Source organism: Endozoicomonas sp. ISHI1, from assembly GCF_024606225.1.
Lineage (GTDB): Bacteria > Pseudomonadota > Gammaproteobacteria > Pseudomonadales > Endozoicomonadaceae > Endozoicomonas_A.
Genome location: NZ_JAGRPU010000029.1, coordinates 55,733 through 80,651, shown reverse-complemented (window position 1 = coordinate 80,651; position 24,919 = coordinate 55,733). Strand labels below are relative to the sequence as shown.

Annotated in this window: 27 protein-coding genes; 17 read left to right on the top strand and 10 right to left on the bottom strand. The window is 46.5% G+C overall.

Features of this window, described 5'->3' with window-relative positions:
- The coding region (locus KBW69_RS17355) for a hypothetical protein (protein WP_257281666.1) at window positions 1-193 on the top strand (193 nt) is incomplete at its 5' end.
- An 86-nt stretch (window positions 194-279) separates the two neighbouring features.
- Here KBW69_RS17355 and KBW69_RS17350 read toward each other — a convergent pair.
- Window positions 280-1,050: a siderophore-interacting protein gene (locus tag KBW69_RS17350; RefSeq protein ID WP_257281665.1), complete on the bottom strand. Its 771-nt coding sequence runs from the start codon at window positions 1,048-1,050 to the stop codon at window positions 280-282.
- Between the two features lie 245 nt (window positions 1,051-1,295).
- Between KBW69_RS17350 and KBW69_RS17345 the strand changes: the two genes are divergently transcribed.
- Window positions 1,296-1,958: a hypothetical protein gene (locus KBW69_RS17345; protein WP_257254449.1), complete on the top strand. Its 663-nt coding sequence runs from the start codon at window positions 1,296-1,298 to the stop codon at window positions 1,956-1,958.
- Window positions 1,959-2,128: 170 nt separating this feature from the next.
- Window positions 2,129-3,352, top strand: coding sequence for an NAD(P)/FAD-dependent oxidoreductase (locus KBW69_RS17340; RefSeq protein ID WP_257281664.1), 1,224 nt, complete (start codon window positions 2,129-2,131; stop codon window positions 3,350-3,352).
- A gap of 282 nt (window positions 3,353-3,634) precedes the next feature.
- Here KBW69_RS17340 and KBW69_RS17335 read toward each other — a convergent pair whose 3' ends face one another.
- Window positions 3,635-4,996, bottom strand: coding sequence for a hypothetical protein (locus KBW69_RS17335; protein WP_257281663.1), 1,362 nt, complete (start codon window positions 4,994-4,996; stop codon window positions 3,635-3,637).
- A 229-nt stretch (window positions 4,997-5,225) separates the two neighbouring features.
- Complete coding sequence (locus KBW69_RS17330) at window positions 5,226-6,956, bottom strand: hypothetical protein (RefSeq protein WP_257254452.1); 1,731 nt, start codon at window positions 6,954-6,956, stop codon at window positions 5,226-5,228.
- A 495-nt stretch (window positions 6,957-7,451) separates the two neighbouring features.
- On the opposite strand from KBW69_RS17330, the gene KBW69_RS17325 reads away from it, so the two are divergent.
- From KBW69_RS17325 to KBW69_RS17305, 5 genes are all read left to right on the top strand, one after another.
- Window positions 7,452-7,802: a hypothetical protein gene (locus tag KBW69_RS17325; protein WP_257254453.1), complete on the top strand. Its 351-nt coding sequence runs from the start codon at window positions 7,452-7,454 to the stop codon at window positions 7,800-7,802.
- 50 nt (window positions 7,803-7,852) lie between these two features.
- A complete protein-coding gene (locus tag KBW69_RS17320) occupies window positions 7,853-8,773 on the top strand; it encodes an SdiA-regulated domain-containing protein (RefSeq protein WP_257254454.1) in 921 nt (306 codons plus the stop codon).
- 32 nt (window positions 8,774-8,805) lie between these two features.
- Window positions 8,806-9,564, top strand: a complete 759-nt coding sequence (gene truC / locus KBW69_RS17315) for a tRNA pseudouridine(65) synthase TruC (RefSeq protein WP_257254455.1) — start codon at window positions 8,806-8,808, stop codon at window positions 9,562-9,564.
- A 72-nt stretch (window positions 9,565-9,636) separates the two neighbouring features.
- Entirely contained in the window at window positions 9,637-11,580 is a 1,944-nt protein-coding gene (locus tag KBW69_RS17310; RefSeq protein WP_257281662.1) for a hypothetical protein, read from the top strand.
- A 167-nt stretch (window positions 11,581-11,747) separates the two neighbouring features.
- Window positions 11,748-12,791 carry a Fic family protein gene (locus KBW69_RS17305; RefSeq protein ID WP_257281661.1) on the top strand — a complete coding sequence of 348 codons (1,044 nt, stop codon included), beginning with the start codon at window positions 11,748-11,750 and terminating at the stop codon, window positions 12,789-12,791.
- 35 nt (window positions 12,792-12,826) lie between these two features.
- On the opposite strand, the gene KBW69_RS17300 is transcribed toward KBW69_RS17305, so the two are convergent.
- The gene (locus KBW69_RS17300; RefSeq protein WP_257254601.1) at window positions 12,827-13,357 is read right to left on the bottom strand and encodes a cytochrome b; all 531 of its coding nucleotides are present in this window, start codon (window positions 13,355-13,357) and stop codon (window positions 12,827-12,829) included.
- A gap of 382 nt (window positions 13,358-13,739) precedes the next feature.
- On the opposite strand from KBW69_RS17300, the gene KBW69_RS17295 reads away from it, so the two are divergent.
- Window positions 13,740-14,051: an RING finger protein gene (locus KBW69_RS17295; RefSeq protein ID WP_257281660.1), complete on the top strand. Its 312-nt coding sequence runs from the start codon at window positions 13,740-13,742 to the stop codon at window positions 14,049-14,051.
- Between the two features lie 192 nt (window positions 14,052-14,243).
- Here KBW69_RS17295 and can read toward each other — a convergent pair whose 3' ends face one another.
- A complete protein-coding gene (gene can, locus KBW69_RS17290; protein ID WP_257254603.1) occupies window positions 14,244-14,903 on the bottom strand; it encodes a carbonate dehydratase in 660 nt (219 codons plus the stop codon).
- Window positions 14,904-15,044: 141 nt separating this feature from the next.
- Between can and KBW69_RS17285 the strand changes: the two genes are divergently transcribed.
- The 3 genes from KBW69_RS17285 (at window position 15,045) to KBW69_RS17275 (ending at window position 16,093) form a co-directional block, all read left to right on the top strand.
- Window positions 15,045-15,356 (top strand): hypothetical protein, encoded by a 312-nt coding sequence (locus KBW69_RS17285; protein ID WP_257281659.1) that lies wholly within the window; start codon window positions 15,045-15,047, stop codon window positions 15,354-15,356.
- A gap of 79 nt (window positions 15,357-15,435) precedes the next feature.
- Entirely contained in the window at window positions 15,436-15,714 is a 279-nt protein-coding gene (locus KBW69_RS17280; RefSeq protein WP_257254605.1) for an AbrB/MazE/SpoVT family DNA-binding domain-containing protein, read from the top strand.
- A complete protein-coding gene (locus KBW69_RS17275) occupies window positions 15,701-16,093 on the top strand; it encodes a PIN domain-containing protein (RefSeq protein ID WP_257281658.1) in 393 nt (130 codons plus the stop codon). Before KBW69_RS17280 ends, KBW69_RS17275 begins: the two co-directional genes overlap by 14 nt.
- A 215-nt stretch (window positions 16,094-16,308) precedes the next feature.
- Here KBW69_RS17275 and KBW69_RS17270 read toward each other — a convergent pair whose 3' ends face one another.
- The 3 genes from KBW69_RS17270 to KBW69_RS17260 all read right to left on the bottom strand — a co-directional run bounded on the left by KBW69_RS17270 (window position 16,309) and on the right by KBW69_RS17260 (window position 18,444).
- Window positions 16,309-16,803, bottom strand: coding sequence for a hypothetical protein (locus KBW69_RS17270; RefSeq protein WP_257254607.1), 495 nt, complete (start codon window positions 16,801-16,803; stop codon window positions 16,309-16,311).
- A 219-nt stretch (window positions 16,804-17,022) separates the two neighbouring features.
- Window positions 17,023-17,835 carry an orotidine-5'-phosphate decarboxylase gene (gene pyrF / locus KBW69_RS17265; protein WP_257254608.1) on the bottom strand — a complete coding sequence of 271 codons (813 nt, stop codon included), beginning with the start codon at window positions 17,833-17,835 and terminating at the stop codon, window positions 17,023-17,025.
- 123 nt (window positions 17,836-17,958) lie between these two features.
- Window positions 17,959-18,444: a hypothetical protein gene (locus tag KBW69_RS17260; RefSeq protein ID WP_257281657.1), complete on the bottom strand. Its 486-nt coding sequence runs from the start codon at window positions 18,442-18,444 to the stop codon at window positions 17,959-17,961.
- A gap of 202 nt (window positions 18,445-18,646) precedes the next feature.
- Here KBW69_RS17260 and KBW69_RS17255 point away from each other — a divergent pair, with 202 nt between their 5' ends.
- The 3 genes from KBW69_RS17255 (at window position 18,647) to KBW69_RS17245 (ending at window position 20,634) form a co-directional block, all read left to right on the top strand.
- Window positions 18,647-19,123 (top strand): hypothetical protein, encoded by a 477-nt coding sequence (locus KBW69_RS17255; protein ID WP_257254610.1) that lies wholly within the window; start codon window positions 18,647-18,649, stop codon window positions 19,121-19,123.
- Between the two features lie 93 nt (window positions 19,124-19,216).
- A complete protein-coding gene (locus tag KBW69_RS17250; protein WP_257254611.1) occupies window positions 19,217-20,134 on the top strand; it encodes a DMT family transporter in 918 nt (305 codons plus the stop codon).
- Between the two features lie 38 nt (window positions 20,135-20,172).
- Window positions 20,173-20,634 (top strand): nucleoside deaminase, encoded by a 462-nt coding sequence (locus KBW69_RS17245; RefSeq protein WP_257254612.1) that lies wholly within the window; start codon window positions 20,173-20,175, stop codon window positions 20,632-20,634.
- A gap of 65 nt (window positions 20,635-20,699) precedes the next feature.
- On the opposite strand, the gene KBW69_RS17240 is transcribed toward KBW69_RS17245, so the two are convergent.
- Complete coding sequence (locus KBW69_RS17240; RefSeq protein ID WP_257281656.1) at window positions 20,700-21,650, bottom strand: LysR substrate-binding domain-containing protein; 951 nt, start codon at window positions 21,648-21,650, stop codon at window positions 20,700-20,702.
- A gap of 241 nt (window positions 21,651-21,891) precedes the next feature.
- On the opposite strand from KBW69_RS17240, the gene KBW69_RS17235 reads away from it, so the two are divergent.
- Window positions 21,892-22,068, top strand: a complete 177-nt coding sequence (locus KBW69_RS17235; protein ID WP_257281655.1) for a hypothetical protein — start codon at window positions 21,892-21,894, stop codon at window positions 22,066-22,068.
- Between the two features lie 126 nt (window positions 22,069-22,194).
- Window positions 22,195-22,959 carry a deoxyribose-phosphate aldolase gene (gene deoC / locus KBW69_RS17230; protein ID WP_257281654.1) on the top strand — a complete coding sequence of 255 codons (765 nt, stop codon included), beginning with the start codon at window positions 22,195-22,197 and terminating at the stop codon, window positions 22,957-22,959.
- 18 nt (window positions 22,960-22,977) lie between these two features.
- Here the strand turns inward: deoC and KBW69_RS17225 are convergent, their stop codons facing one another.
- The gene (locus KBW69_RS17225) at window positions 22,978-24,753 is read right to left on the bottom strand and encodes a hypothetical protein (protein ID WP_257281653.1); all 1,776 of its coding nucleotides are present in this window, start codon (window positions 24,751-24,753) and stop codon (window positions 22,978-22,980) included.
- Window positions 24,754-24,919: the final 166 nt, after the last annotated feature.

Below are 24,919 nucleotides of genomic sequence, written 5' to 3'. Positions count from 1 at the left end.
CCCGAACTCGGAAGTGAAACGACAGATCGCCGATGGTAGTGTGGGGTTTCCCCATGTGAGAGTAGGTCATCGCCAGGCATTGAATAAAGCAAAACCCCAGTTGAGTGATCGGCTGGGGTTTTTGTTGCGTGTTGGAACCACCCGATCCCATCCGCTTTTCATCGCCGCAGGGTCGTTGATTGCTCCTGCATAAACGACACTTCCACCATCCCTGAGGGCGTGCTCGGAAGTCAAACGAAAAATGCCTGAGCGGGCAATACCGATTGTAGAGACACTTATTTACTCAGACAGTCTTTCTTTCTTTTGTATCTTGTGGGCTTCATCTGGAAGGCCAAGCTGCCAGTAGCTACTGATGTAGCGCGAAGAGCGGGGGGCCAGAGATTCTTCATTCACCCAGTTTCTGATCTCCAGCACAGCGTTCAGCTCACTGGCAGCCCATAAATAGGGATCTCCGGGGAAATGAGGCAGGTTAGCCAGAGTTTCTTTTAAAAGCTCCTTCTGTTGGCCTGGGTGTGGATTTATAACCCAGATCAATTCCATGCCCTTGGGGATCAGCGATGCTTCCAGAAGCAGAGATTGCTGGTCGTCCTGATGGGGAATTTCCAGAATTACATAACCCTCTGCATGGGCGGGTAAAATCTCTATGTTTGCACGAATAGCTGGTAGTGCGGTCAGGTCTCCGACCAGAACAAACCAGTCTGCATCCAGATCGACCAGTTTAGTAGGACCGGGTCCAGAGACTGAAATCGGATCGCCAATCCTGGCATCCTCAAGCCATCGCGCAGCAGGCCCCTGGTCACAGGCATCGGGATGCACTGCGAAATCAATCGTTAAATGCCGTGCACGCTGATCACTGGAAACAACAGTATAACTTCTTCGTAGTGGTTTTCCGGGCATTGCAGGATTATCGAAAATTAATTTGATGTAGGCACTGGCTTGATCGGGTGGAAAATCAGAGAGCGATTCTCCGGTCAGGACGACCCGCTTCATATGAGGGCTCAGGGACTCAATGCTCTTAACAAATAGCTCTCTTGCAGGAGGTCTTGCCATATAAGTGCTCAAAGGATCTTAGGATATAATTGAGAATCATTATCATATCTGTATGGGACAATTTCAAGTAATACTCAGAGACTACCTGCATTGCTTGCCTTATGTTTTAAAATGAGTCGGCATGGAGTGAAACCTGTGCCTAGCTTCTGCGCTCAGGAGAAGAAGCATAAAGATCCGCAAATATAAGGATTGATAATTTATCGTTTCCTGAAAAAATGGTTGGTTTTTTTCTAGAGGTTAAGCCATTGATCACCCAAGATTCGTTCCAGAAGGCCCTTAACAATAATAAAGCTGTTCGTCCTCAAGACATTGAACTGCTGACAGCATGGTTTTCTCTGCCCGGACGTGCCGCTAGTGCTGAGCATGTGATTGCTCTGACGGGGGCTAAACGTGCATCCCTGATCATTAACAATCTGGGCAAGCGTATTGCCGGGTTCCTGGAAATAGATGCTGGCACTGGTGCTTCTGTTGTTGCCCTTGATGAGAAAAACGAAGCAGGTGAAGCCGTATGGGTTATGTGTGAAGAGCTGTCCCGGGCTCTTACGGCTAATGGTCTTATCGCTTCTGAAGACGCCCGGTTAGAAGCTGGCGACGCTGAGCCTGTAATAGCTGAAGCCAAGGTAGCAAACGTGGTAGCTGAGCCAGAAGTAGTTATTGAAGTGGTGAGTAGCCCGTTGGCTGAAGCTCTGATTGAATTCGATGTTCAATCTATTCGTAAAACTTACCCGAGCACTCCTGCTGGGCAGCGTTTGCTCAAGCCCGCTATGGTAAATGCTCTGGTAGCTAGTCGTCCAGCCAATGCCCGTGCATACCAGCGTATGATCCCTGCTGAGCTGCGTAAGAGCGTCAGCCCTCAGGAAGCCAAAATGTTCCTGAACAAAGTGCTGGGTATTCTGAAAACCCCCTGACAGGCAATATCGGTCTGAAGTCCGGGCCGAAAGAAACAGAAGAAGGGGCAAACCATTATTGGTAGTCGGTATATGCTCCTTGGTTTGTTTACAGCGCTTGTTTACCCTATCACAGTAACAATGCTAATGGCTTCATCGACTCTTACCTGTCTATTTGAGATCTACTGAATATGCCCCTGACCAGAGCCCTGCAGTCTAAGTACGATGCCATTATTATCGGAGCCGGTGCATCGGGTCTTATGTGTGCGCTCACAGCTGGGTACCGGGGTCGCAACGTTCTTGTTCTGGATCACGCCAACAAGATCGGCAAAAAAATTATTATTTCAGGGGGAGGACGTTGTAACTTCACCAACCTTTATACAGAACCTGCCCATTATCTTTCGAATAACACTCATTTTTGCAAGTCAGCCCTGGCACGTTTCACCCAGTGGGATTTTCAGGCGCTTGTGGATAAGTATCAGGTAGCCTGGCATGAAAAAACGCTGGGGCAGCTCTTCTGTGACAATCGTTCGCAGGACATTGTCGATCTGCTGGTCAGTGAGTGCCGGGATGCCGGCGTCACCATTCGAGCCAGAGCCTGTGTTGAATCAATCAAGCTCAATGACTCTTCGGATTACGCTCTGGTAACCAATATCGGTGAGTTCTCCTGTCAGTCACTGGTGGTGGCAACCGGTGGTTTATCATTTCCGACAATGGGAGCCTCAGGGTTTGGCTATCAGATAGCGGAACAGTTTGGTCATGAACTGATTGAGCAAAAACCTGCACTGGTGCCTTTCATCATGGATCAAGCCTGGCTGAAGCACTTTATAGAACTTTCCGGCGTCAGCTCAGAAGTGGTGGCCAGCTGCAATGGACAGTCTTTCCGGGAAAATATTCTGTTTACTCATCGTGGTGTCAGCGGGCCGGTCATTTTACAGATTTCATCCTACTGGAAGCCGGGAGATACGGTCTCCATCAACTGGATTCCCGGCACAGATATTCATGACTGGCTTAAGTCCTGTGTCAAACAGAGACCCAAGGCTCAGACTGCAACTATCTTGTCTGAACATATGACCAAAAGGTTGTCTCAAGCACTGTGTGTGCAGGGTCAACTGAGATTATTAACTGACAATGGTCAAAAGCTGGTGGCACTATATACTCCGACTGAGCTTGAAGACTTGGCTATTGCACTGGAAAACTGGCCATTGAAACCCTCTGGTACAGAAGGCTATAAAAAAGCAGAGGTCACGCTGGGCGGTGTAGACACTGCGAAAGTTTCATCGAAAACTTTTGAGAGCCGCATTCAGCCGGGGCTTTTCTTTATTGGCGAAGTTCTCGATGTTACCGGCCAGCTGGGCGGCTTTAACTTCCAGTGGGCCTGGGCTTCAGGCCACTGTGCCGGACAATATATTTGATTTTGTGCAGAGACAACAGAAACTGCACATTTGCTTTTAAAAAAATTGCCAAATCGATTTCCAGTGGATTGATTCGTTTTGAAGAAGCAAAAAGATTAAAAATGGTGGCATAAAGGCAAGTGGATGGGCAGAAAACGTAAAATCTGATCAAAAAACGCCTAATACCCGATTATTTTTTGATCATGTCGAAAAAAGGGCGGATGAGCCTGCGCTAAAATTCTTATTCTCGGTCAGGCTCCCGCGAGGCTGGGCAAGATCAGTAGTGCTTTTGCTTTGCAATACCTACAGAACCGGGACATTTAGCAAATAAAACACAGGCACGACAATAGACATTACCATGTAATATACGGGATCAAAACCCTCCACAACATCTGGAACAGGTGTTGTTAAAGAGTAGGCATAGCGTAAGGCAATCACAGACTGTTGAGTCAATTGAGGGATAACATTGTACATTCCTGCCGATTCAATCATGGAATTTATAATCATACCGCCATATACAAGCAGCAAATGCCAGTGTTCCATCTGCATATTTTGAGCACCGTATAGGGCTGCAAATGCCGTCACCAGATAAGCTGAAGTCGAGACTCCCACCGTCACCAGCATTGCCTCAGGAATACGAATATTTCTGATGTAAGCCAAAACTGAGGTCACAGCCAATGTGGTACAGAAATAATATGCAGGCCAATTAGCTTTCCTGAAAGCAGACCAGTAGCCAATATTGCGTAGATTATCTATCGAACTCAAAACCGAACTTACATAATAAGACGCCACTAAAATTCTGACCAGTTTATTAGAGCTGAACAATTCACGATGATGACCGCTTACCAGGAAATAGCCCCGAAGTGCCTGAACAGCCAAAATAGCGTAGATCGAATTACTTTCCCCCCACCAGGCTGAAGTCAGAGTACCCAGTGCCAGAGTAACTGCGACAAAAGCAGCGGATGGTACATTGAGATCTCTGTAGACATAAAGAAGTCGATAACTTGTATATAATAGCCAGGCCACGCTGATACCTGAAATGGCATAGCTAAGCATTTCAGGTTTATAGCACTGGGACTTACTTCCAGAAAAAAAACAATTCAGGAAACTTGATTGATCAGACTTTTTTCCAACGGTTTGCACTGGCTGCTCCTGCATAGCCGCCAGTCTGTCTTTTAGAACCTGATAGAAATCCCCGACGCTATTATATAAGTGCCACCATGTACTGTATTGAGAGTAAACCAGGGGCAAAAACGAGAACCCTTGTTTCAAGGCCTCATTAACAGTCTGCAACAACTCAGGATCATCATAAAGTGCTTCATCGATCAAATGGTCTGCTGCATGCAGCCCTCCTTCATCATAAAAGACATCATCAAGTCGACTCGAATCTCTAAAATCCTGAAGAGCAAGCCCGTATCGATCATTATCTTTGACTGCATTACTGAAAATACTATTGATTCTTTCCAGATCTTTTCTGCCCTCTCCATTAAAAGTTAAATTATCCAAACCCTGCTCTTTTAATGCACTTTCGATTTCAGAGGGGTGCCCTTGAACGCCCTCAAACACAGCCATAGCAGTACTATTGTCTGGATAAAAACCGACCTCTTCATTGGCCAGAGAAAAGCAGGAAGCCAACATAAAAAACAACACCAGTATTTTTTCCATGGCAAAATAAAACAATGCATCAGCCCTATAAGAAATCAAACTCGCTACCCCCGACTCTTTACACCACCCCAAGAAAGCAGACACTTTTCAGGTAGGCGCTGTTCGTTCGAAAGTGAAAAAGCAGCAACCCCCTTGGGGAGAAAGGACAAAATTTTTTTTGCTCCTTCTGAACCCCTTGATGGGAGGGCTTCCACTTTTGAATTGAACAGCACCTTTCAGATACATGAACTTAAGGTAGCAGAGTGAAAGAGGATTTTTGGTTGCAGGTTGGACACTTAACACCAAAGCGCTGTAACTTCCAGGCAGAGAGTAGGTTGTCATCCAGTTGATTCTGGATCAACTGGTTCTGACAATCTGCACAGATAGGGTGCTTGCATGCCAGGTTCAGTAACGCGACAGGCTCATCCTCATTGAGTCCATCAAAGGTACCCTCTTCATTGCTTATTGATGGACGCATACAGACTGGACAACGGTCTTCATCACCGTTGTAATCCGTAGCTTCAAAATTTGGTAATACATGCTTGCCTGAACGGACAGCATTAACAGCGCTTTGGGCCCAGTTGAAACCGACAAAATATCCCAGGTAAGCCAACTGAATACTTAACACTTTATTGACCCATGCAGGCACTTTATACTGAGAAAATACACAGCTGTTATCCTCATTGCAGCCACTATCCAGAGCCAATGTTTGCTGTCCATCAATCTGGCTGCTCCAGGTGATAGTAGCCTCAGAGAATCCATCTGAACCGGGAAAAGTGAAATACGAAGTATCTTTAGTGTGTTGTATGTCAGCAACCTCCCCCCGGCTTTCCCTGTTATAAAAGTAATAATGCAGGACATTTCCTGCTATATCCTTAGTCTGGACAGTTTTATTGTTGCCGTACTCATTGAGAAACTGAGCGACTTCTTCAAGAAACACTGGGGCAAGAAGCGTTCGAGCCTTGACGATAGCCGAGCGATTATAAGAATTAGAAAAAGCAGACAACAGATAAGGTGGAAAAACTTCCGATTTTTTCAAATCAGAAGCCCTCTGGACCAGCATACCGTATACCAGTTCATCACCATCGTGCACATGAAAACAGATGAAGGCCAGTGCAACAAGATACTCTGGCACTTGATTGCCGTCCGGCTTAGACGAAGGCATTGGAAAGAACTTAAAAAATGATGGAGCTATATAGACAGCGCTGAGGCCATTCTCATCCATAGCTTTTGCCAGAGCGCTGTAACCATCATGGTCTGCACTGAGTTCGCTAACCCCTGCTCTTTCCAGCTTGTAAGAAATCCTCTTCATAGGAGATGGTCCGGTATAGATAATGAACAAACCGGCTGCGCGTCCTGCCATGGTCAAATCCATATGGGTTTTGGTATTACCCTTATCTTCAAAGAACAACAAGCTTAGAATTTTTACCAGCGGTAACAGCAATAAAAGCTTTGGACTAACGTATGTTCGCAGGGGATTATTCTGGTTGTGCTCTTCTCTTGTCAGCACTAAGCAGGCAACGGCGGCATAAGGCATAGGATAATCAAGAGAAAAAACATTCCGAACTAAAGCATATCCAAACCTGAATCGGGTTAGAATCGCATCCGTATAAAGAAGGGCTGACGTTGCCGTACCTAATATCGCAATGGAACAGGAATTGAGCCAGTGATGGTGAAAATAAAACCCATAACTCAAAGCCATGGTAGAAAATATGGCCGACATGACACCTCCATACAAGAACGACTGCCATATCCAGTTCACGTCATCCCGGGTTAAGTCATCCAGATAAATGACTCTGTTACCGAGTTGAATGGTTGTACCTTCATCAGATACCGCAACTCCGCTTTTTGCCAGAACAGGCTCAACCATAGATAGAGATAAAGTCACTCCTTGAAGACCCACTGAAACCTTAACAGAAAGGCATAACAGCACAATGGCGCAAGGAAGCAAAAAGCCTTTCGCGCTGAACAAAAGATTCATGAACAACTTCTCCACTGTTTCGAATTGGGCTTACTGCAATTTCATGGACAATCGCGAATCTGTTCTCACTTGATTCTGCGGTTTTTCGTGCTTGATAATCAGATCGCATCCAGCCCTTGGTAGAATTAGGTTAGAAGCAATAAGACTCCGGAAACTGGAGTCTGGAACTGCCATCGCACAATTTAGACAAGAATTGCCGGGTTTTCATTCCGTGTACAGCAAAACCGACTGTGCTGATTTTTTTGGTGGCGCACCACCGTCTGACTTTGGTGCCATACCTTCCAGTGGGTCTTGGCTTCAGGCCATTGTGCTGACAGTATGTTTGATTCCCACTGTTTGATTTTCTGTATCTACCAGGAGCATAATGCTGCGTTTGTGAAGCACTGATGGTATTAAAGCCTCATAAATCATTCTCCTTGAGCGGAAATGGCAGCTCATCAGGCAATACGAAGCGGTCACAGAGTCCGATAGAGCTGCACTTTTAGGGTAGAAGTCATGAAGTTTATTAATCGCTGTGTTGTAACCCTGAAGCCCAGACAGCCTTTTATTGACTGGGCAAAAGGACTGGGGACAGAATTGCCGCAAGACTGGAGTCTGGAAGGTGGCTCCTACCTGCTGGATGAGCAGGAAACGGAGGAAGGTCTGGAAGCATCACTAGCCAACCATGCCCGGGACATGATGGAAAACGAACTGTCTGCCTGGGAAGAAGATCGGGGTCGCTGGCCCGAGCTGAGAGATCTCAGAGCCCTGAAAAGCTTGTTTGATGTTCATGTTTCAGTGGCGGGCTTCGATCTGGGTACCGATAGTCTTATGAGAGCTGACTTGTCTGATCTCGAGGTGATCTAACAGCTTTTTGCCCATCATCAGGCTCCTTGAAACTGGCGTATTCCCTCGTTATGAAGCACTCCAAAAAACTGTCCCTCGGGATCATTATCATTCTGACTCTGGCCGTGATCGCTATCAACTATTTCGATATCGATAACAAACTCTACAATGAATACCTGTCTCATACGATTACCCGTGAACAGCGGGAGGATGCCATCGGGCTGAATGAATATGAGTTAGCGGCAGGACCTCTGAAACTTGCCGATGCAGGAGACCAGGTCTCCGGAGTGACGTGGTGTCCTGTCACCGATTCCCTTTATGTTGTATCCGGAGGAGGTTCTGCAATTAATGTGCTTGAGTACGACCGGAATGGAAACCTTAAGAGAAAGCTGACATCCAATCTTAATGCTGACGTAGAAGGCATTGCCTGGGCTGATGGAGATCGTTTTATCATTGTGAACGAACGTCAGCAGGAATTGTTGATGGTGGACATTAAAACGAGCTCGAATGAGATAGACTTCTCCAATGCCCCCAGTTTTACCTTTGGCATAGGAGAAGGGGGCAACAAAGGTTTTGAAGGGATTGCCTGGGATCCAGAGACAAAATCGATCTATGTCCTCAAGGAGAGAGATCCCATCCGGATTTTTCGTATCGATGGTTTCACCGAGCAGGGGAAGGATAGAAAGCTGGTGATTACAGAGCAAAAGGAAATGGAAAAAAGCCTGAGGTTTTTCAATCGGGATCTGTCAGGTATGCACTACGATACGGTTTCAAGGCATTTTGTTGTGCTCAGTGATCAGTCCGATTCTCTGACAGAGCTGGATGAGAATGGAGATACCGTCAGTGTTATGGAACTGGAGAAGGGCTGGCACGGACTGAAGAATACGATTAAACAGCCAGAGGGGGTTACCATGGACAGGCAGGGAACTGTGTTTATTGTCGGGGAGCCTGACTACCTCTTCGTATTCAAGAAGCACATCGTGTCCGAATAAAAATAGCCTCCTTTGATATTGAGAAGTTGTGCATGTCGGAAGAGACTTCAGAAACACTGGAAATCATTTATCAGGATCAATGGCTGATAGCGGTGAACAAACCATCGGGCCTACTGGTGCATCGATCTATGATTGACCGGAATGAAACCCGGTTTGCTTTGCAGATCGTCAGAAATCAGGTAGGCCAGCATGTTTATCCACTGCACCGTCTGGATAAGCCCACTTCGGGTGTTTTGCTGTTTGCCCTGTCATCGGAGGTTGCCCGACTGGCTGGAAAACAATTTGAGGAGGGGTTGGTAAAGAAAACCTATTTAGCAGTCGCAAGGGGGTATGTGCCAGAGTCTGGTGTGATTGATTATCCTCTGAAAGAAGAGCTGGATAAAATGACAGACCGCAAGGCTCGTCAGGACAAACCAGCCCAGAAGGCAGTTACCGCTTATGAAAGACTAGCGACTGTTGAGCTGCCTTTTGCCATCGAAAGATACCCAACCAGCCGTTACTCGTTGGTGAGGGTCTGGCCCCAAACGGGCAGGAAGCATCAGATTCGTCGACATATGAAGCACATAGCCCACCCGATTATTGGCGATGCCAAGCATGGGAAGGGGGTTCATAATCGATATTTTGCCCAATACTTTTCAGCAGGAAGATTACTACTGTCCTGTACCGACATGGAGTTAAGTCATCCCGTTACTCATCGACCGCTCCTTTTGTCTGCTTCGCTGGATGATGTTTTTTCTGATCTGATGACTCGCTTTGGATGGAATAAATCATTTTATCGAAAAGATGAGTAATTTTTCCGATTCCCCATGACTAATCTCAATTAAGTATCTAGTCTGCCTGAACGGTTTGTTTTAGGAGGCTTTATGCTCAGAGCAGGTTTGAGTGTACTGTCGTTTGTATTTCTATTGCTTGGAGCATTTTACAGTCAAGGATATGACGAAACTAATAAAGCTAAAATAGTCGTAGATAAATCAGGTCATCAAAAGTGTAAGCAGTGTGGCCTTAGTCTTGATGTCTGTAATTGTCGATGTGATCAATGTGGCAAGCGGTATAGAGAAAAAAGGGTGATTGCCCGGGTAAGAATAAAAAAAAATGGGCAGTGTGGCATCTCGAGAAGAAATGGCAAAGAGCCCATGCCCGGCATAGTTTATTTATCCACAGAAAAAACTTGCCAGTGTGAAGAAAAACCTTTGATTATTAAGCTAAGATGGGATCCTCGAACGGAGCCCGGTTGCAGTAAATGGAATGTTGCTTTTGATGGAGCTTCAACCAGTCAAATGACTTTATTAGAATCATCCGGTAGTGGTTTTTCAAACGAAGCGCTTCCTGTTTCTGTTCCAGACGCAGAGCCAGATTCAGACTCAGATCAAGATAAAGATTCAGATCTAGATCCAGATCTGGATCAAGATCAAGATCAAGATCAAGATTCAGATCAAGATTCAGATCAAGATTCAGATCAAGATTCAGATCAAGATTCAGAACAAGATTCAGATCAAGATTCAGATTCAGACCCAGATCCAGATCCAGATCCAGATCCAGATCCAGATCCAGATCCAGATCCAGATCCAGATCCAGATCCAGATCCAGATCCAGATCCAGATCCAGATCCAGATCCAGATCCAGGATCAGACTCAGATCCGGATACTGAAAATCAACTTGATTGTAAATGGTGTACCGAGCCGTACGACTTCAGCGTTTTCAAGCAGCAAGCTCCAGTTGACCTTGAGCCTCCCGGGCGGTCACCATCGGCTTCATCCTTCAATGTTTGTTATCTGGAAACGAGTATGGTGCCGATTGTTTTCGAGGCTTCAGATCTTAACGTACTGCAATTTCAGCAGGTGTTAACTCAGGCTCAGGCTGCCATGCAACGGAAGAACGTGCAGGCTGATATGCAACAGAATGTAGTGGCAGGGCTGGCTTCTGTTGGCTGGATGGGGGAGCACGCCCAACCCATAAGCGATATTAAGGCTTTACCTGATGGTTATTATGCCTTGATTCTTCCCAATACTCAGGGAGACTATTTCCTTGCCTTCATTGTCGTAGAAAAAATAATGACCTTTGCTTTTCTTCTGAATCAGACAGGCGGTCTGATTGGCTATGTCACTAATGATCAAAAACTCTTTTCTTGGGGAATCAAATTCTACCTGAATAAGATGAAAGGCCAGCTTTATCGGGTTCATTTACCGGCCACAGTTGATGTGCTCAAGTACATATTAGAGGCTACCTCTACGGCCTTTTATAGCCCGTATGAAGAAGAAGTAGCCAGCCCGCATAAGGGGGATTGCAGTGGCAAGCTTGGAGTGACCCTGGCTTCAGATACCACAAAAGGGCATGACATTGCGATTCGGCAATGTTTTTTGAATCAAATGTCGAGCGATTTAGAAAAGATTTCATTGCCTAAGGGCCTGGACGAATCGCGGCTTCCGGATTTGTATGCCTTGTTAAGGTTAATGGATATGGGGCAAGCGATGATGGCCCTTAAGATTGAGCTTGAGCCCCAAGAGCTTCAGGAGTTCAACTCAGTCCGACAGTTAATGAGCGCTTCACTTGGAACGGGTGACTTTATCATGGTGATTCAGGAACCCTACGAACCGAAATTTGTTGCAATCATCTCGGCTCAAGATGCCACTATGACGCTGAGAATGTTGTGTTTCTCTGACAATATTGGAGAGCGAGCTTCGTTGAGAGCTTCCAGCGGGCTGGTTTGTGAATGGAATAGAGCGCTACAGGTGCTTATGTCGACTCTGAGAACAGGTCATTACGTCAAGGTTTATCGATTAAGTTCGTCTGATGACAGTAACAATTAATTTATCTGTCGATTTGACGGTTGATATGCAAAATAATTGAACATTAACCGTCTTTTCACGATTAATAAGTGTATTAGCAAACTTATAAGTTTATTGGATACTAAATGACTTACAGGCATAATTTGCAGGAATATTATCCGATAATTAACCGTTAGTCAGGAATCCAAATGCACACGCTGGAACGCTTGTCAGACTATCGATTCACTGCCTCCCAGTTGGGACGCTTCAGACAGATGGGTGAATTCCGTGGACGACAGCCCCATACCCTGCGTCAACAGGCTGAGATTCTCGATACGCTCAGGCAGGTAGCTACTCTGGAGTCTGTGGAGTATGGCAACAGTCTTGAGAACATTGCCGTCAGCAAGGAAGCATTAAGAAAACTGGTGCAATATGAAATTAAGCCAGCCACTTCAGCTGAAAGACAGATAGCGGGGTACCGTGATGTACTGGACAGGGTGACGGAGCCTGCAGAGCACACTAATGTTTCTCCGGGGCTTATCCGGCAGCTTCATGCCACCCTGTACAGTCACTTTCCCCATGAAGGAGGACGATGGAAAGCGACCAACAAGGATATTGTGGAGCGTGATTCAGAGGGTAATCGGGTAGGCGTTCTTTATCGAACCGTTCCGGCTACTGAAACGCCAAAAGCGATGGAGTTCAGCGTGGGGCTCTATCACCAGTGTCTGGAAAAGACGATAGAACCTCTGCTGGTGGTGAGTTGTGCAGTACTGGATTTTCTCTGCATACACCCGTTCAGTGATGGGAATACCCGGATTTCCCGGCTTATTGCTACTCTAATGCTTTCCATCAATGGCTATGATATTTGTCGCTATATCAGTTTGGAAAGAATCTTTGCCCAGAACGAGCAGGTTTATATGAATGCCCTCCGGTTCAGTGTAAAAGGTTGGCATGAAGGGACCCATAACCCCATGCCCTGGATTAACTTCTTTCTGGATAGTGTGATCAAAGCGTATGAAGAGCTGGAGTTAAGGGTGGATGCACTGCAAAACCAGGGCAGCCGGGCTCCCAAGTCGCAGTTGATTGCTATGGCAATTGACAATGCAAAGGGTCCTTTTTCAGTGGCTGATATTTGTATTCAGTTACCTACGGTCAGCCGGGAACTGGTGAAGAAGGTGGTTCAGCAGAAGCGAAGAAGCGGAGAGCTGAAGCCCATTGGCAAAGGGCGCGGGGCTCACTGGGAAAGACTATAGAAAAGGGCTCTTACAAGGAGCCCTTTTTGACAAATTCACAACATTCTGCCGAGCACATCGTTTTCAGGTTTATCCATAAACCGGTGTTTAAGTGCACCTACCACATGAAGCGCAATGATCCCCAGAAATGCGTAGGGAATATAGGTGTGAATCGTATGCAGGGTTCCTGCAAGCTCCTTGTTGTCTTCCATTAACTCGGGCAGAGGTATGCCAAAGAAGAAGACAGCACGCCCTCCAGCGTCCGACATGGTGAGACCGCTGACAGGCACAAGAATCATCAAGGCATAGAGAGAATAATGAGTGACTCTGGCCAATACCTTTTCATGATGCGGCAATCCTTTGGGTAGCTTGGGTACTTTGCTGAATAATCGTATCAGAATACGGATCACTACCAGCAGGAGCACCAGGATGCCGAAAGACTTGTGCCATGGGTAGATGTCGTATTTATAGCTGACATCTTTGGACAGACCTGCCATGTACCAACCACTGGCAATGATACCCAGGATTGTAAGGGCCATCAGCCAGTGAAGCAGTCTCATCAGGACCGGATATTTTTCAGATATCATGGATGTATCCTCTGGAGTGGAAAGCGCGTGCGGCTTAGTGTTCGTTATTTTATTCAAGGCAGCTATGAGTGAAGAACAAATTTCACCCACCAGGATGCATTTATTCTTACTTTAAAACGTGATCCTGTCACCTGGTTCCGGCAAATTATGTTATTCCGCACAGACTGCCTCCGCACAGCTCCTTGCGGGACTGTAGTACATTAATGGTGGTTGTCATCAGCGGGCGTCTTTACCGCCAGTCAGATGCAGGTTCTTTCACAGGGGGCTTTCACCCTGTAAGCCCATGCCGGGCGTAACAAAAAAATAAGCGCAGGGAACTAAATGGATAGACAATGATCTGAGACTACAAGTTATATGAAAAACAGAAACAGGAGTAAGAGATATGGACGGAATTACACCACCCGGCAGCCCAAATAATCGGTCGCCCTATCAACAGGAGACCGATAATTGCTCTGTTTGTCTCGAACCTTTTGCCAGAAGGGCAGTCACGGTTCTTGAACAATGCAGACATATGTTTCACGAAGACTGCCTGGAGACTTGGCTATTGGAAAATACAACCTGTCCTTATTGCAGAACCATTGTCAGGGAAAGGGAAGTACAACAAGCGCCTGATGAGATATTGAACTCTCTATTGAGAAGTCACACAGTCTTCTCTCCAGATGGGCAGATATTGAATCGAAGTTTAACTGCCTGATTCCGTTCTCTTTGAAGGCACCTTAACATTATCACCTGCTGCCAGAGCATGCGCTCTGGCCTGAGAGATGACAGAAAAAACCACAGCAGAAACAGTTGTGCCGCAAAGAGTGTATGTCTGATAATTCTATCCTTCCGATTTGGTTTTCAGAGAGGAAGGATAGATCAAGAAAATGAAAGGGTATCTATATCATCATCCAACAGCTGCACTGGTGATCTGCCTGATGGCATTGCTGTAAAGCTCATCCAGGCTTTCCGGATCAGAGACACATAATCCCAGATCTCTCAGAAGGCCGTCTTTCAGTCCATAAATCCAGCTGTGGACAGTCAGGTCTTGTTCTCGTAGCCAGGCATCTTGAACGATGGTGGTCTGGCAGACATTCAGAGCTTGTTCCACAACATTCAGTTCATACATGCATTCGAACACGTCTTCCTGATTGTCGAGAGTATTGAGGAAGGTTTGATGCTTGTGCTGTACGTCCTGAATATGACGTAGCCAATTATCAATCAGGCCCAGTTTGCCGTTCTTAACCGCTGCCTGAACACCTCCGCAACCGTAGTGGCCGGTTACTATAATGTGCTCGACTTTCAGGTACTCAACGGCGAACTGGATAACAGAGAGACAGTTGAGATCGGTGTGAATGACCTGATTGGCCACATTTCTGTGCACAAACAGCTCACCAGGTACCAGACCGGTAATCTGATTGGCGGGTACCCGACTGTCAGAACAGCCTATCCAGAGGTATTTGGGCGCCTGTTGCTGAGAAAGCTGTTCAAAAAAACCAGGTTCTTTTTCCCGAACAGCCTCTGACCATTCGCGGTTTTGGTCGAACAGCTTCTTGAGTCTGCGCATGGGAAGCTTCCTTAATCAGAAATAACGCCTAAGTATACAGCTGAAAAAACAGAAGCCAACAACAGCAGGGTTGTAAGGGAGTACCGAACCTGTATCTTCGTTGCAATTCCTCGCAACAGCTTTGCTGTTTTAAATGGCTGCGTGTGTCTTTTCAGGCATTTCATTTCTGCCCTGAAGCCTTGCCCAACTGGTCAGATCTCTTTATATTCGAAAAAGCGCAAGAGTAGCCAAATCAAGATCACCACTCACTGGGAAGATATTCCTGACCTTAAGCGACAGTATCCAGCACTGGATGTGATCTCTGGCCAGCGCTGGGTAAAAGACGGCTCTATTATGACATCAGCCGGTATTACCGCCGGAATCGATATGAGTCTTTCACTGGTGAGTTTGTTGCACAGTCTGGAACTTGCTGAGAAAACGGCAAAACAGATGGACTTTGTTTGGAACCGTTAATCCTACAAAAGGTGGACATTTTGACAGGTAATCGAGCAGGTATTACTTTTAGTAATACTCTTTCAGTGAGATCAAAACTATGTCAACCAGCTCTATTACCAGCAAAGGTCAGGTTACTATTCCTATTGAAATAAGGGCAAAATTCCAACTTCAACCTGGCGATAAAGTTATGTTTGAAGAGAAGGATGGAATGATTGTACTTACCCCAATGTCTGATGATATCGAAGCCTTGGGAGGATGCCTCGCAGATCATACTAATGGCCGGAAAGCGACTCTTGATGATATGGAGAAAGCCATTCAAGAAGGAGCTCAGGCATTATGGCAGGGTAAAGAAGGCGGCAAAAATGGAGGGCATTGATACCAATATTCTTGTTCGCTACCTTGTCAGGGATGATGAAAACCAATATCAACAGACAATCAGTTTTTTGAAGAATTGTAACAAGTTCTATATCAGTCCTGTAGTTCTGGTAGAATGTGTCTGGGTACTCACTCACTTCTATCAAGTCAGTCCAGCTCAGCAATGTCAGAAATTAAGAGCCGTTATTCAGTTACAAAAGTGCCTGACGCAGGACTATCAGGCCACACTCAAAGCCCTTGATGATTATACCAACGGTTACGATTTTGCCGATGCAATGATTGCTCATCATAACGGGCTTCAATGTAAAACCACCTGGACATTTGATCGCAAAGCTTCACGCCTCAGTCAATTCAGCTTGCTCAGGGACTTTGATCATTGATCCGGAACTTGTTGGAGCAGTGATTGACTGGGACTGAAAGCCTATCTCGCAAGCACTCACCTTATCGTTTGCCTACGCAGCCAATAGCTCTTACACTTCTGGTCATCGTAACCCTTTGGTTAAAATCCGACCGCATTTGGGTAGCCCCATCGTAATCACACAATTTTTTTGACGCATTCAAGCGGCTATCTTGAGCTTAAGAAGTTTGATCTGCATCACTGAATCGGAAAGGTCATCTCTTCTATTACTTCAAAAACGCCAACAATCATCGTTTCAGAAATTGAACTTTCTGGTCCCGGAATAATATGATAATCACCATTGGGTAGCTGCGATAAGTGAGGGGTGTGTGTGGTTTGCATTTCTGTTCCAACATTGTCCGGTAGATAACAGGGTAATAAATATTGCTCGGCTACCTCTCCCGGAATAAGGAGAAGCGCCCCTGGTCTCCGACTTCTGGCACTTAAATGTTTCAACAAATTCGCCATGCCGGGTTCCTCCACTTTATTTTTTTTATGATGTACATAATATCTTCCGTCAGATGTTCTAATTAAATACATTCTGCAACCAGAGCATGCGGAATTTTTATGTTTAACCTCTGCAAAATATTCAATGATCCCAAGTGTACCCACTATGGTAATTTCTCTCGTTTCTCCGTCCCGTACTACAACAAAATCTCTTGGTGAAGTTTTTGTTATCGTTCCGTAGGTCACAGGTACCTGAAAAAGAATGATAAAGTAAAAGAGCAAGAATATGCGTGTATGCATCCCGAGACTTTTTTAAAAAATAGAAAGAGGATGTATAGAAGATATACACAGCCTTCGCAAACCGCTTTAAAGAGCCCGGCCACATGCCAGTGCCTGTTGTCGTCAAGGCAGCCGACTCCTGGCAGAGGAATCCCCTACCGGTTCAGGAGGGGAAGATGTCAATGGTTAACGGTATTGATTCACCTGGTCTCTGAGCTCAATGGCGGCGGCCCTGGCTGCCTCGGCAAAGTTTTCATCACTGCCGGCATAAATGATGCCACGGGAAGAGTTTACAATGATGCCTTCACCCTGACTGTTGAGACCATTTTTAACGGTGGCCTCTACGTCTCCACCCTGGGCACCCAGACCCGGAACCAGAAAAGTCATATCACCGGTAATAGCACGGATACGCCTGAGTTCTTCAGGGTTGGTGGCACCAACAACCAGCAGCAGATTGTTATGGTTGTTCCACTCTTCTTTGGCCCTACGGGCAATCACTTCATACAGGAAGTCGTCACCGACCTTCAGGTTCTGAATCGCTGCGGCTCCGGGGTTGGAGGTTCGACAAAGGATGACGGTACCCTTATCTTCATAGCGGCTGAAGGGTGCAATAGTATCGATGCCCATATATGGGTTGACGGTGACAGCGTCTGCACGATAGCGATCAAACGCTTCCATAGCGTACTGATCCGCCGTGCTGCCAATATCGCCCCGCTTTGAGTCGAGAATGACAGGGATATCCGGATAATTATCCTGGATGTATTCGATGGTCTGGGCCAGTTCGTCTTCAGCACCACGGGCATGGTAATGGGCAGCCTGAGGTTTGTAAGCGCACACCAAGTCTGCGGTGGCATCAATGATGAAGCGATTAAATTCCAGAATAGGTTGCTCGAGCGCCTGAATGTGGGCGGGGAACTTCTCGGGTATTGGGTCCAGGCCTACGCAGAGCAAAGAGTTGTTCTTACGCATGGCAGCCTGAACCTGAGCCAGAAAACGCATAGCAAAGCCTTATGTTGCAGTGAACGATGTCTGGGCGTGCACTTTAACAGATTTAAGGCCGGGTTTGTTGCGACAAATAAGAAATTTGCCGGGCTGAGCCAACATCAACCTTTGTGCCTGCCTCTAATGAGCCTCCTGGAATGGCTTTGCTGTTGAGCACGAGGCTATTCTCTCAGTCCGCCTCAAGGTTTCTGAGGCTCCGTATCTTTTGAACGACCGGTAAACGCTTCCACAGGCGATAAGGTGTCTGACGGTTTGTTTGGCTGCTGTTGTCACCACGGGGGCAGCATATAAGGCCATCAACAGAGGGTGAGAGAGTGCCTGCATGATCACCAGAGTAGTGCCAACAATGGTGCCAGTCGTTTGCAGTACCCTGACGATGCGGCAAAGGTGCTTGCGGGTCTTCATGGTTCGGTTTTTGTTGAACCTTTTTACACTCGCTTCAATGGCTTTACTGACCAGTTTTCCTAGCAGGTAGCCTGCGACAGCACCAGGAGTCGCTACCATGGTGGTGAGTAATCGCACTCCGGCAGTAATGCCTGCGAACGGGCTTGCGGCGGCGTGTAGGGCTGTTTGGATAACGGCACTGATTGTTGATGATCCCTGCATAATCTGCACTCCTTGTGTTGCTATTTGATGTTGTTTGCAGAGTATGCAGGGATTCGCCGCCAAAATGACTGACAGAATCGTTAGTGACACTTGCAGATTTTGATAACCGGTGCAATTGGATTGCATCAGGTTTTGGTCAAACTGACCATTTCCTCACTCTGAAGGAACCCATAAGATAGTTAATAAAACAGAGATAGCGTTGATGCGAAAGTTAGTAATACCAGACCTTCAGCAGGTGGCAGAATGGCTCAATAAGGACGGTCATGAATTCTGGATGTGTGACCGGTGTGAGGGGTTGCATATCTCATCACTTCAGTCTCTGGATGGCGTACTCGATAGTCGTCTGTTTATTAAGCCATTTGGTATTCTTTTTTCAACCGAGCTGGATTTGAAGCCTTCCTCTGCATTTTTAGTTCAGGCCGATATGACCCGCCTCAACCATGGTTTACCTACCCTTAAACTGTTTCTGGAGATGCTGGATTCAGGCCATTTTTTGCTGGTGGCTTCCGATATTATGATGACCGCCAATGGCATCTGTTATAGTCAGTTCTCTGAATTTCTTGCAATGTCCCTGGAAGCCAAGAGCTGGTTGTACCGGGAGTGTCAGACCATGCAGTATGTCGTGTCAGAACAAGAGCATTGTGTCCCCCCGGTTGAAGGCAAGTTTTCGTTCCACTAAGCAATTTCCAGTTTTTATCAGAATTGGATATAAAGCGTTTAGTGCTCTGGCGAAACTTTGCAGTTGGCCTAATGTCATACAGTTAATATTCTGATGCGGGAAGTTCAGAACGTGTCCAATGCCACTCTTTTCTGTATCTGCTCTCTGGTCTGGGGCTCCACCTGGTATGCCGTCAGCTGGCAGCTGGGGACTGTTGACGCCATGTGGTCAGTCGCTTACCGGTTTCTGTCTGGCGCTGTGTTGTTATGGTTTATTTGCTGTTTCAGAGGCGGCTTAACGGGCTTTACCCGTCGGCAGCATCTCAGATTCTTTTTCCAGGGAACCTTCCTTTGCGGTATTTCCTACTGGCTGGTCTATGAAAGCGAAAAATTCATCAGTAGTGGGCTTTCAGCATTAATTTGTACGGGCATTCTTTATTCAAATGTTGTGATTGCTCGTTTCTGGTTAGGGCACGCCGTTAAACGTTCTGTTCTCATAGGAGCGACATTGGGCAGTGCCGGTGTGCTTATGGTGTTTTTTCCCCATATCTCACAGATTGATTCCAATACCCTGCAGCTAAAGGGACTGGCATTGGCACTGGGCGCTGCACTGATGTTTTCCATGGGCAGTGTCTCCTGTGAAGTTAATCAGAAAGATGGCTTGTCAGTGGCACCTGTGACGGTGTTTGCCATGTTTTACGGTGGTCTGGAAATGGGGGCTATGGCTTTGCTCCGTGGCGTTCCGCCAACGTTTGACTTCAGTCCGGGTTATCTGGTTTCCCTGATTTATCTGGTGACTTTTGGTTCGGTAGTGGCAATGACCTCATACATTGCCCTGATTCAGCGCATGGGATCTGACAGAACCGCCTATGTCGATATTATTTATCCCATCATTGCCTTGTTGATCTCAACCGTTTTGGAGGGGCACCAATGGACGCCGGTTTCTGTGTTGGGAGTGGCGGTTATTTTGCTGGGGAATTTACTGGCTATGGGTAACCGTTTTGATCGGCGCAGAAGCGGGACTTCCTGCTAACATAAAAATTCCTCTCTCCGATATCTATGGGGTTTCTCATGAGTGAGCACAAACCATTCATCTATCGAGCTATAGAGTTATCCAGTCAGGCTCTGGACAAAGGGGAGGCGCCCTTTGGTGCGGTGCTGGTGCATAACGGCAGAATTCTTTTGGAGTCTGAAAGCACTACCGAAGCAGAAAGTGACCAGACCCGGCATGCAGAACTCAGTCTGGTCAGCCATGCCTGCAGACAGATACCAAGAGAACAACTGTGTGAATGCACACTTTACAGCAGCACAGAGCCCTGCCCAATGTGTGCCGGAGCAATATATTGGGCCGGAATCCAGAAAGTGGTGTACGGATGCAGTATGCAAGCACTGGACCAGATTGCCGGGCACTCCACTCAAATGGGTTGCAGAAACGTTTTTGACTGCTGCTATGGCAACATAGAAGTCATTGGTCCTGTAGAAGAAGAGCTTGCATGCGAGCTGCATATGAAGTGCTGGCCGCATCCATCTTAAGAAGACATATCCACCCCTGAAGTCTGCGCTGGACTTCCAGTGCACAGTTGCCTGACACGTATGATTCAGGGAACGTGATATCCCATGGGCTTCATGGCGTCGTACTGTAGCCAGACTTTGTTCAGCCAATTTTCTTCACCCAACCAGTTCAGAACCCAGCGAATACCGTTGCCCATGACTTCCTTGTTCCAGGCCAGATAGCAACGATCATTCATGGGAATATCCAGAACATCCTTGCGAATCAGCAACTCCTGTTCAATGTAGGGCTGAACAAAGTGGCTTGGCATGATAGTGATGCCCAACCCTTTCAGCAGGCATTCAATAGCCATGCGAAAACTGGGAACCAGAAGGATTTGCTGGTCTTCGAGCAACAGGTTGTAGCCCTGTCGAAAGACTCTGGAAGTATCCTGAATGCAGATCGAACTATAAGTCTTCAGCATGTCCTGGCTGATCGGACCGGAAACGCTGGCCAATGGATGCTCTGGAGACATCACCAGGTCCCATGCCAGAGAACCCATAGATTTCCATTCAAAACGGTCATTAGTAGCAATATTGTCTGGAATGGTTTTGGGAGCACCAATGACCAGCTGGCATCGGTTGTGGAAGAGGGCATCCCATGAGCCGTTGTGAACTTCAGTATTGATTACAAGGTTGGTCTCGGGACGAACGGTTTGAAGGTCGCGAATCAAATCGTAAACCATGCCCTGGTTAACGACGTTATCCAGGGCAATCTTGATGTCATGTTCCCAGCCCGAAGCCATCTGGCGGGTTGTTTTTTCCAGTTCCTCCAGTTCAGCCAGCAGTTTGCCTGTCTGCTTGATAAAGTGCTCACCCGCCGGAGTCAGCTCGACCCGCTTGCTGTCTCTCAAAAACAGTTGTACATCCAGTCGCTCTTCCAGCTTCCGGACGGTGTAGCTGATGGCAGAAGGTACTTTATGCAGGTGCTTGGCTGCTGCGGTAAAGTTTCTGAAGTGGGCTACGGCCCTGACAATTTCGAGGGATTCCGTTGGGATCATGAAGTGAATACTACTATTTGCCGACTTTGAGGTGTCATTAGAGTATCTCTTAGGCTGTCAGAAAGGGAGTCTAAATGAGAGTTTTTTATCGACAGGCTCATACCTTTGTCGGCATGAGATGAGTCTCAGTACCGGGCTCTCCCGTACCAGTATTCAAAAAAGCCGAATGCCCATCCAAAAATACTTGCTGTATTTGGTGTTTTGAATTCACTAGGATAGCCACTTCACTTCGGGCGACTTCATGATTATGAGGGAGAAATGTATTGCACTGTTGCCTGTTCCTGCAATACAGAGACTCCGGCAAGAAGTGTTGAGTTCGCAGTCCGCGCTGCAGACTCAGGTGGATGATCAGCAAAACAGCCTTGAGCTGGCAAAAAATGCCTCTGCGACTCTGGTGCAGGGGTTTTTTTGTTTCTGAGATTCTTCCCTGCCTGATTTCGGTGGTGATATTACGCGCATTCGAAGATAAACTACGGCAGGCTCCAGGCACTTTTCTATTCTTTTCTGTCGCCGTTAAAGCTCTTTTGAGCCAGAGGACCAATCCGTGAACGATCTCACTGCCAGCAGTCGTCAGGCTCTGAAACTGATGGATCTCACTTCCCTCAACGACAATGATACGCCGGAAGTGATTATTGATCTCTGCCAAAAAGCCAAGACGCCGGCAGGCAATACCGCCGCAGTTTGTATTTACCCAAGATTTGTCCCCATCGCTAAAAAGACCCTGAAAGAACTGGATCTGAACGACGTGACAGTGGCCACTGTGAGTAACTTTCCAGAGGGCGGTGATGATATTGAACTGGCGGTCACAGAAACTCGAGCAGCTGTCGTTTATGGTGCGGATGAAGTGGATGTTGTTTTTCCCTATCGGGCTTTCATGGCGGGTGAGGAAGCCGCTGGAGTTGAGCTGGTTCGCCGCTGTAAAGAAGTTTGCGCAAACAAGGTGGTGCTCAAGGTGATCATTGAGACCGGTGAACTGAAAGACCCTGCTCTGATTCGTCGAGCCAGTGATATCTGCATTGAAGCCGGTGCCGACTTTATCAAAACCTCTACCGGCAAAGTGCCTGTCAACGCTACACTCGAATCTGCCCGCATCGTGCTGGAAGCCATTCGAGACAGTGGCAAGCAGAACGTAGGCTTTAAGCCCTCGGGTGGCATTCGAACAGCACAAGACGCTGCAGAACACCTGAAGATTGCCGCTGACATTATGGGGCAGAAATGGATCGACCGAAATCACTACCGCTTCGGAGCTAGCAGCTTGCTGGGAGGCCTGCTGTTGGCGCTTGGTCTGAAAGAACAGGAAGACGATTAAAAACAAACTCCGTCCAGGCTACTCTTCTCTGAAGGAATCAAGCATATCAGAGGCGCTGCTGTCAGTATCACTGCTTTCAGAACTGTAAGGCGTCTCCATGGCAAAAGCATATTTAGACATGAGCAAGTTGACGAAAGCTCGCAAGTCGTATATACGTTCATCCAGGTGTTTTCTCAGCCTGTCTTCTTTGTCGAACTCTTTTTCATCATCTCCCCCTGTGGTCTTGTCATGTTTGGCTCCATCAGCCTGCTGATTGGCATTGATGACAGCACCTGCCTCAAGGAGTACAGCACCTGCCTCAAGGTATAATAGCGTCTTGCGTGATTGTTCCAGCAGGTCCTCAAATCCTATGCAGAGGGTTACCAGTATGACTTGGTAATCATTTTGATCAGTAAAAGTTTTTTGTAATTGATATGACATGTATTTTTCTATGGCTATAAGCAATTCTTGAAATAATTCAGGATGTTCATTTCCCGGGTTATCTTTTGCGTCGGTTACCACCTTTTTAAATATTTCAAATAATTTCTGTTCTTTGGCTTCTTTACCGGTAAAGTCAGGAATGGTTTGATCCCAATTTGAGCGGCTAAAATAACTCGACATGTTGTCAATGTGTGTATTTGCGAGTTGTATAACAAAAGGATCAAGCATCAGGCTTAAGGTATCAATGAAACTCACGAAAAGACTATTCCAAACAACTAATTCAGGTTTTTTTTCACCGTATTCTTTTATTAGCCTTAACATTCGTTTATCTGATTTTATATTACGCAGACAAACCGGCATTCCGAAATCATTAACGTAGTAGTTGAGTAGAGAGGAAGAGGCTAATAGCATTGCATCGAATGATGCCCCGTATTTTTCAGTTTCAAAGGGGTCCTCCATTTTTCGCAACAAAAACTCAAGGCGCATTTCTTCCAACAGCATCAGGTCAGAGAAGACTGTAGCAGTTTCTTTAATATTTGCTTTTAAAACGTTGAGATCTTGTATGGGTTCTTTTACACCAAAAAGGTCACCTTTTTTGGCATAGAGTCTCTCGATACCAGACAAATGAGTAGCATCAAGCAGGAATGAGAGAAAAAAGAAACTATTTGCTTTAAGGGGGGTTCCCTTGCAATGGATGGCTGTATAGTAACTCACCATCAACTTCGCGAGGCTCCGTTGGTGCTGTGGATTGGCCATATCGATAGGAGATTCGGTACCCTGAATTGAATATAGAACTTCCATCAACTTTTTCTGGTCTTTGTCAATCTTAATATTGAGAATTAGTTTCACTGTATCAATCATACCAAGAATGGTCAGGCTTTCTTCGGGAGGCTTTGCCGGGACATAGCTCAACATAGTGTTTAAGATTTCTTCATCAATGCCTGTATTCAACCCCTGAATAATGGCAGCAACCTGTACACGGGTCATTGGTGGGAGTGGAGTGTCTATTAAAGGCTGAAGCTGCTGTGCTCGTGCTCCCTCCGATTCATCCATTTTTTTGACTTGCTCAGTTTCATGGTTCATGGCAAATATAAGATGGGTCGTATTCGGGTTGAGAGCAAAAGGAGAGATTCTCCCAACATAAGCATTATGGTTAATCAAATCATCCAGAAAACCAGAGGCTTTTGTCGTTTTATCGACAACAAACCCCACCTCCACTGGCGTTGAAAAAGGATTATCTGCCAGCAGTTTTGAACACTGGCAAGCCATCATGCTCAGGCCAAGGAAAGTAGCAACTAACTGATTAGTCTTGTCACGATGGAAAAAAATCGATTGCTTTGCTGTTTTGGGTAATCGAGCAATGAAGTTATTCATCAACATCTGCCTTCGTCTGTTTGTGAGTGCCCAGATAAACTAATTCATGGCTCGCAGCAGTGCCCAATTTTCAGCACCAGCCAGACTCAGTCTGACCACCCGGCACCAGGTTGAGGCAGCAGTTTGCCGGGAAGTCTGCGGCTGACGATTAAAAATAAGCACCGTC